Annotated in this window: 9 protein-coding genes; 1 reads left to right on the top strand and 8 read right to left on the bottom strand. The window is 49.5% G+C overall.

Features of this window, described 5'->3' with window-relative positions:
- Positions 1-186 precede the first annotated feature (186 nt).
- From Q7V06_RS07795 to Q7V06_RS07760, 8 genes are read right to left on the bottom strand one after another with little or no spacing between them, the layout of a single operon-like run.
- Complete coding sequence (locus Q7V06_RS07795; protein ID WP_304840286.1) at positions 187-978, bottom strand: ABC transporter ATP-binding protein; 792 nt, start codon at positions 976-978, stop codon at positions 187-189.
- Complete coding sequence (locus tag Q7V06_RS07790) at positions 978-1,700, bottom strand: ABC transporter permease (protein ID WP_304840284.1); 723 nt, start codon at positions 1,698-1,700, stop codon at positions 978-980. The genes Q7V06_RS07795 and Q7V06_RS07790 overlap by 1 nt, the downstream gene beginning before the upstream one ends.
- Before the next feature lie 19 nt (positions 1,701-1,719).
- Positions 1,720-2,682 carry a glycosyltransferase family 2 protein gene (locus tag Q7V06_RS07785; RefSeq protein WP_304840282.1) on the bottom strand — a complete coding sequence of 321 codons (963 nt, stop codon included), beginning with the start codon at positions 2,680-2,682 and terminating at the stop codon, positions 1,720-1,722.
- Positions 2,683-2,709: 27 nt separating this feature from the next.
- Positions 2,710-3,435: a sugar phosphate nucleotidyltransferase gene (locus Q7V06_RS07780; protein WP_304840280.1), complete on the bottom strand. Its 726-nt coding sequence runs from the start codon at positions 3,433-3,435 to the stop codon at positions 2,710-2,712.
- Positions 3,432-4,247 (bottom strand): dTDP-4-dehydrorhamnose reductase, encoded by an 816-nt coding sequence (gene rfbD / locus Q7V06_RS07775; protein ID WP_304840278.1) that lies wholly within the window; start codon positions 4,245-4,247, stop codon positions 3,432-3,434. Before rfbD ends, Q7V06_RS07780 begins: the two co-directional genes overlap by 4 nt.
- On the bottom strand, positions 4,226-5,188 hold the full coding sequence (gene rfbB / locus Q7V06_RS07770) for a dTDP-glucose 4,6-dehydratase (RefSeq protein WP_304840276.1): 963 nt from the start codon (positions 5,186-5,188) through the stop codon (positions 4,226-4,228). Before rfbB ends, rfbD begins: the two co-directional genes overlap by 22 nt.
- Before the next feature lie 5 nt (positions 5,189-5,193).
- Positions 5,194-5,730, bottom strand: coding sequence for a dTDP-4-dehydrorhamnose 3,5-epimerase family protein (locus tag Q7V06_RS07765; RefSeq protein ID WP_304840274.1), 537 nt, complete (start codon positions 5,728-5,730; stop codon positions 5,194-5,196).
- 57 nt (positions 5,731-5,787) lie between these two features.
- Entirely contained in the window at positions 5,788-7,779 is a 1,992-nt protein-coding gene (locus tag Q7V06_RS07760) for an STT3 domain-containing protein (protein ID WP_304840271.1), read from the bottom strand.
- A gap of 181 nt (positions 7,780-7,960) precedes the next feature.
- On the opposite strand from Q7V06_RS07760, the gene Q7V06_RS07755 reads away from it, so the two are divergent.
- Positions 7,961-8,507: glycosyltransferase family 4 protein (locus Q7V06_RS07755; RefSeq protein WP_304840269.1), on the top strand; the 547-nt coding region annotated here is incomplete at its 3' end.

The raw sequence follows: 8,507 nt of genomic DNA, 5'->3' as shown, positions 1-8,507 counted from the left end.
ATCTTCAGACCATCAAACGGATTATGGGCGCTCGACACAACCGGAAACCATCAGGTTGACACATACTTCGTACTCGGCATGAACGGAGATATACCGGTAGCCAGCAACTAGTCCGGAGAAAGAAAAAATATATCTCTTTTTTGAAATCTAACAATTATAAGGAATTAAATACTAATCCTTATTTCACTATACCCGGGATCCCGATGCTGAGATCGCCAGATAATCCTCAATAACCGTATTCGTCTCCCCAAGAGATCGAATCCTCCCATGATCAAGAGCAAGGCACCGTGAGCAGAGTTCACGAACACTTTCAAGTGCATGAGAGACATAGACGATCGTCTTTCCAGCCCGCTTAATCTCTTCAATCTTCTCAGTACATTTCCGCTGAAATGCCTCATCACCGACAGCAAAAACCTCATCAACGAGGAGAATATCAGGATCTGTCTGGATAGCAGTTGCAAAGGCAAGACGGATCGTCATACCTGAAGAGAAGTTTTTCAGGCGCATATGTTCAAAACGTCTCAAATCTGAGAAGTCAAGGATCTCATCATATCGAGTAGCTATACTCTTCTTTGAAAGACCCATAATCGATCCGTAGAGATAGATATTCTCCCGTGCCGAGAGATCGGGCTGGAACCCGACACCGAGTTCAAGAAAAGGAGCGATCTTTCCGTTTACATCCACAGTCCCCGAATCCGGGTAGAGAACACCTGCCAGGATCTTAAGGAGAGTACTCTTACCGCTCCCATTTGCCCCGATAACCCCAAAGGTCTCCCCTTTTTGAACAGAGAAACTAACATCCTTCAGAGCCCAGAACTCATCATACGCTGTATCTCTGCCAGGCAGCAGGCTTACAAGATGATCATAGGTCGTATGCTTCCGCTCCTTTGGTATCCGGAAGTGCTTCGAGAGAAGATCGACCTTAATAGCATACTCATCAGGTGATCGTCTCTGAGAGTTATGCAGTAGTTCCACCATCAGATCACCTCAGCAAAACGGCGCTCAAGTCGGTGGAAGAGGAGAGAACCAAAGAATGCAATCAGACATCCCGCCACAAATACCATGGAGATACTGAGAAGGGAGGGCATACTACCATACAGAAGGAAATCCCGGTAGATCTCCATCAGCATTGTCATAGGATTGAGCATATAATAACCGATATACGCTGTAGGTATGACACTGATCGGATAGACGATCGGCGAGAGGAAAAAGCCTGCCTGAAGAACCACATCCCATATCTGGTTCAAATCCCGGTAATATACATACAACGATGCAAGAAAGAGTGAGACCCCATAGACGAGCAACAGGTAGATCACGTGCACTATCGGGAAGAGGAGGATATATACCGTCACTCCGGCCCCAAGAATGAAAAGGAGCGGTATAAGCACCAGAAATTCAAGGATCGAGCTGATGAACGCCGAAAGTACAGAGCTGAGAACCAGAATCTGCCGGGGTATAAATATCTTGGTCACAAGCCCGGGCCTGCCAACAATTGAGCCCATCGCGGTCATTGTACCATTCACAAGGAATCGCCATACAATAATTCCAATAAGAATATAGAGTGCAAAACTCTCAACCTCAAACCGGAAGACATTGCTGAAGACAAAGTAGAGTACAAGCATCATCAGGAGCGGGTTTAACAGAGACCACGCAAACCCAAGTACCGAACTCTGGTACTTCACCTTAAGGTCACTAACCATGAGATTCCAGATGAGATCTCTATACTGTACCAGCCACATCCCGATACCTCCCAACCGAACTCCAGGTCAAAATAAATCTCATAACCTCACCATCCGGCACCGTCTGCCGCACCATCTTCCGTCTCCTGAGCATCGCCGGTGCACCCCGGAGTGCACCGATTTTAGCCTTCAGAATGGCCCATCCCCTCCCTTTCATCATATAATAGGGGATCACCGCAAGATTCCTCCCGATGATCCAGGGGAGTGAGGTGATGAGAATACGAACCGGAAAATCCTTCAGGACATACCAGAGTACATTCCGGTTGCCATAATAGACCGCAAGGTCAGACCCGACACCAGCGGTTCCGCCATGAATATGGTACACATGTGCATAAGGCGTATATACACATTTCCAGCCCAGAAGCCTTGCACGAAACGCCAGATCCACATCCTCCATATAGAGGAAGAAATCTTCATCAAAGAGCCCTACCTCTTCAAGCATCTGTCTCCGGTAAAGGGCGGCACCCGCACATGGGCCAAAGACTTCTTCAATCCGGTCATACTGGCCCATATCCTCCTCATACATCCCGCGATCCCAGGCAGCCCCGCTCCGGGAGATGCAGATCCCGGTTGAGTTAATCCGGCGATCAAAAAAGAGCATTTTCCCAGCAGTCATCCCAACACTATCATCCGGCTCCATCACCTCCATAAGATGGAAGAGACAGTCAGGATCTATCCGGGTATCGTTATTCAGTGTCATGATATACTCTCCGGACGCAACCCGGATACCCGCATTCACCCCACCGGCAAACCCGAGGTTTTCTGTAGCCCTGACAAGTATCACATCAGGAAAATGTGCCTTAAGATACTCGACACTCCCATCTGAGGAGGCGTTGTCGATGACGATCACTTCATAATCCCGGAACGTCTGGAGTGCAAGCGATGAGAGGCACAGCTCAAGATAATCCCTCCCATTGAAATTCACGATGATCACACTGATCATCCGCCCACCCTTGCTCAAAATGGATAATTACTCCTGCATCTTCTCTTTCTTCTGCTGTTGTACGAGGAGGCTGGCCCGGATCAGGCTGTCAAAAGTGCCTGCATCACTCCAGTGCCCTCCAAGAACGGTATGCACCATCTCACCAAGCCTGATGTACTCATTATTTACATCTGTTATCTCAAGCTCTCCCCGCCCTGAGGGTTTGAGCGTTTTCACGATCTGAAAGACCCGTGAATCATACATGTACATTCCGGTCACCGCGAGATCAGATTTTGGCTCCTGTGGTTTCTCCTCGATTGAGAGTACGCGTCCATTTTTTACTTCAGCAACACCGAACCGGTTTGGATCGGGAACCGGTTTTAAGAAGATCCGGGCCCCACCGGTAAAAGCCGATACATCATCTCTGATAGAGTCCTGGAAGATATTGTCACCAAGGATCACCGTAACACTGTCATCTCCTGCCCAGAGTTCCGCAAGCCCAAGCGCCTGAGCAATACCACCTGCCTCTTCCTGGATCTCATAGGTGATATGTACGCCATATTCGGCACCCGAACCGAGCAGTTCAAGGAAATGCCCGGCATGCCCCCGGCCGGATACGATCATGATCTCGGTGATACCGGCATCAATGAGGGTCTGCAAGGGATAGCAGATCATCGGTTTATCATAGACAGGCAGAAGGTGCTTATTCGTCACCTTGGTCAACGGGTACATACGAGAGCCGGTGCCTCCGGCAAGAATTACTCCTTTCATCATGTATCACCTTGTAGATAATCACTGAGCGCTTCTCTCCAGTGCCGGAGAGGCGTCGTCTTCGTATTGCTCAACACAGAAAATCTCGGGCGCACCGCCTTCCTCGGAAATTCTGCAGATGAACAGGGGACGGCATTTCCTATGAATGCTTGAGCAAACTCATACCAGGAACATGAACCATCATTGGTGATATGATAGATCCCGGATTCACATGATATGAGATCAGCAGTCTTCTCTGCAAGATCGACCGTATAGGTGGGCTTTCCAAACTGATCATGTACCACCTTCACCTGATCCATCCGTGTTGAGAGATCGCGTATTGTATCAACAAAGTTCCTGCCATACCTCCCAAAGAGCCATGACGTCCGGATGATCCGATAGTTTTTCATCTCACGGATGATCCTCTGTTCACCAAGCAGTTTCGATCTCCCATAGGCATTGACCGGGTTTGGCAGATCCGACTCAACGTACTCTTCCCGTGAGCCATCAAAGATATAATCTGTGCTGTAATGAACAAAGACAGCACCAGCATCCCTGCAGGCACGGGCGATGTATCCAGGACCTTCCCCGTTCACCGCAGAGGCGATCCCGACATGATCCTCACATCCGTCAACATCGGTATATGCAGCAGCATTGATCACCACATCCGGCACCAGATCAGCGATGCAGGCATACACCGCCTCTTCATCAGTGATATCCAGCTCATGACCCCGAAGAACAGCCTCTGGAAACACCCCCTGAAGAGCATGCCCGAGCATCCCGTTCGCCCCAAGGATCAATACTTTTTCTGGATTTACTGTTTTAATGGACGCCACCACCACTCATTCTCTGCGTACCAGGATACGGTCATCTCCATTGCCGTCTCAAAATCAAATACAGGTCTCCATCCCATAGACCGAATCTTTGTCGTATCCAGAGAATACCGCCAGTCGTGGCCGGGCCGGTCCTGCACATACTCGATCCTCGACTCATCTCTTCCGGAATGGGCAAGGAGGGAGTGGGTTATCTCAAGATTCGTCAACTCATTCCCGCTCCCGATATTATAGATCTCCCCCGGCGCCCCACGGCTGAGGATAAAGGCGATTGCCCGACAGTGATCAATCACATAAATCCAGTCCCGCACATTCTTACCAGTACCATAGACAGGGACCTTCTTCCCATCAAACAGATTCGTTGCAAAGAGAGGGATCAGTTTCTCAGGATACTGATACGGCCCGAAGTTATTGGTACACCGGGTGATGATCACCGGCAGACCATGAGTGATCCAGTATGACCTTGCGAGGAGATCAGATCCTGCCTTACTTGCAGAATAGGGGCTTGAAGGGTTGAGATTATCCAACTCAGTAAACGAGCCTTCAAACGTGCTTCCATAGACCTCATCTGTTGAGACATGGATGAAACGGGAGATTCCGTTCTTCAAGGCACCTTCAAGCAACACATGTGTCCCGAGCACATTCGTCCTGACAAAGACCGATGCATCTGATATCGATCGATCAACATGGCTCTCGGCAGCAAAATGGACGACCGCATCGACTCTGTGATTTGAAAAAATTCGAGAGACTATTGCCACATCGCAGATATCACCCTGCACAAACGTATAACGTGGATCGTTCTCGATATCCCTGAGATTTTCCGGGTTTCCGGCATAGGTGACCAGATCGAGGTTGATGATCTCACAATCCGGGTTGCCGGAGAGCATCTCACGTATAAAATTACTCCCGATGAAGCCAAGACCGCCGGTGACAAGAATCTTCATGGAGATCACCCGTGTTTCAGTCCGGGGAGGAGACCCCAGTCATAGGGGATCTCGTCGCTGTCCGGAGCAAGCCTGAATTCATCAGGCTCGGCATAGTTGTAGGGGAGGGTGGGGACACTGACAAAAAATGCCGTTTCAGGTCCAATCGCCTTGAACCCATGGTAGACCCCTGGAGGAACTGATATAAGCATCGGGTTCTTATCACCCACAAATAGTTCGATTATATTTCCATGAGTTGGGGAGTCTGGACGGCCATCATAGAGCACCACCTTCATCATCCCATGAACGCAGGTGAAGTTATCGGTCTGTTTTTTATGGTAATGCCATGCCTTCACAACCCCGGGATAGGCTGTGGTAAGGTAGACCTGACCAAACTGCTGGAACAGTTCGTCATCACACCTGAGGATCTCCATCAGCCAGCCCCGCTCGTCCGGGATGACACGAAGGCTCTTTTGGACGACGCCGTCTATTGATGCAACCATAGAGTAGTATGGGAGAGAAGTGAGGATAAGGGTTCTGCTGTACTCCTGGCCGGACAACATTCTAACGTCACCCATCCAACGAAAACAACAAGCAGGTATCTGCCTGATTCTGATGAATCACGCAGGCTGGTATTCAAAGATCTTCACCGCATTTGTACCGCCGAGGATCGATGGTGAGCGGTACACGAGGGAGTACTCCGGCAGATCCTCTGCATCAAAGTAATGGATCTGATAGTAGACCGAAGATTCAAGGATCTCCCAGAATGCTTCGGACTGGATGATATCCTGGCTCACACCACTGATCAGAAGGAGATTGGCAAAAGAACCCGGCCTGAACGACTCTGTTACCACATACCGGCAACCACGCCGATCCAGGATCTCCTGTGCAACAGCCACACTACCTGTTGTGAAGAATGTTGCCGAATCAACCATCCCGGTCTGGAAATTGTTTGAGACCACCGGTCGCTCACCAGAGTAGATGATCAGGTTTCCCCAGTACCAAAGACTCATCACTCCATATTCGGGGGTTAAAACGGGATCATCATAATATGAGGTCACCGGAGTCTCCTCCTTAAGAAATGCTGTTGCCATCATCCAGTCATCAGTAGGGGTCCCGGCAATGGCAGTCTGGATATGTGCAGCAGAATAGACGGTCGGAGCAAAGATGATCAGAGCTACAAGAGAGAGAGCAAGACTAACATGTTTTTTCACCGGCTTTTGGCTATTTTCAGGCTTCTTCCTCTTTCCGGATGCGATCGCAGCCTTCTCTTTATGGTGTGAAGCGGTCAGTTGCTCTCCAAAACCGACATACATAAGCACCCGGACGAGGCCATACCCCCCGGCAACTGCAATCGGCAGTGCAAAGACATAAAGGAACCGCATCTGGAAGGCAACAAGTACAAACGATACCAGGAAAAGTACTGAGAAGAGGATCGCTCCATCATCAATCTCTCTCTTCTGCCATTGGTATGAGATATAAATACCAAATCCTGCTATTGCGAGGAGGAGCGGGACCGAAAAGAGATCCCAGATCGGAGCCAGGGTGAAACTTCCTTCAGGGAAGAAAATAGAATGTGCCTCCACAATCGTGCCGAGGATCGGATCTCCACGGGTGACATAGGTGAGACCGGAGCTGATTGCATCCCACAGCGGCCTTGTGGCAAGGAACAGAGTAAGAAAACCGGCAATTCCAATACCCGCAAGGGAACCAAGATACACGGTGAATGGACGACCTGAAAGATATAAGGCAAGAAGACCGGCAATAGCCAGTATACAGAACCAGGCAGCGAGATATGCAGGCTGAAAGAGGGAGAGGGAGTCGGCCTGAAGATTGGTTGCGCAAAATACAAAACGGTTGATCAGTGCAGAGATCAATGCGGCAATTCCAAAGGAGAGCAGCCCGAAAACAAGGAGATCACGTGATGCTTCACCCTTCCATTGCCTGATAATAATGCCCGCAAAGAGAGCGAGCCCGATGATCCCACAATAGATTGGAGCTGAAGGGAACGAATAGAGGGCAATAAGGATGACAAAGGCCTGGATGACACCCAGATGATAGAGCCATTCCAAACGGCGAACCATCAGAAGATACACAAGAACCATCAGCGAGAGGAGGAAGGTCTCAAAGACATGGTGATCCACAAACCCAAAGAGGGAGACGAGGACGTGGGCCGGGAGAATGGCCGTGAACAGAGCAGCTGCAACGCCGTATTCAGTCCGCTCAAACAACAGCTTTCCAATGAAAAATGCCGGAATGATCATCAGAACGCCGATGACGACCGGGGATACCGCCCCCACCATCTCAATGAGGTGTATATCAGGATTGCCAAGCCCAAGCGCCCAGGAGAACGCTGCGATCATCTGATCAAAGAGCGGAGGCCAGCCGATCTCAAAACCATACGGATAATTGATATAGCTGTCTGAAAGGATGATATCCGGAAAATTCTCTGCAGCATGGATTATCCTCCGCATATGGTAGTATGCATCGGGTTCCAGAAACCTGATTGAACCCTGATAGAAGACAGTCGGAAGGCTCGATAATCGGAGAGCAAGTGCGGCAATAGCGATCCCAATGAGCGCACCTATCGTCCATCGGCCCTTGATATTCATGGTTCACTATGTGCGAATAGTAAAGATATACTTTTCAGTTTTGATGTATAAGCGGACATTGCTCTTTCGATCAACACAAAAATCATGATAGTATCGTGGAACTGTTACGTATTCAGCATCTGGGATGGAGTCAAGCGATTCATTAATTGGTACCAGCCACCAATCATCAGGTACATTTCAGATGAATATCGCCTATATCTATGATGCCATATACCCGTACATAAACGGCGGGGTGGAAAAACGGATTCATGAGCTTGCCATGCGGCTTGTCCGACGCAATCATGAAGTGCACCTCTATGGCATGCAGTTCTGGGAAGGGGAGGCGACATTCAAGAAAGATGGAGTCTGGTATCATGGTGTATCTCCGGCAAAACCATTCTATACAAAGGGACGACGGTCGATCGTCCAGCCCTTCTCCTTTGCATACATGCTGGGCAGGCACCTGAGAGGAAGAGACCATGATCTCATCGATTGCCAGAACTTTCCCTATATCCCGTCTTTTGCTGCCAGGTGGGCTACCCGAAAAACTCCCCTTATTATCACCTGGCATGAGGTGTGGGGAGATTACTGGTACCAGTACCTCGGGTCAGTCGGCATCATCGGAAAATATCTCGAGAAGAGAACAATATCACTTGCCGACAGGATGATTGCCGTATCACCGATGACGATTCTTGCACTCCGGGAACACGCAGCATCAGAAGAGATTGCCTGCATCCCAAACGGGATCG

Origin of the sequence: Methanocalculus sp. (genome assembly GCF_030651615.1) — an archaeon.
Lineage (GTDB): Archaea > Halobacteriota > Methanomicrobia > Methanomicrobiales > Methanocorpusculaceae > Methanocalculus.
This window is presented reverse-complemented; position numbering and strand designations above follow the sequence as displayed.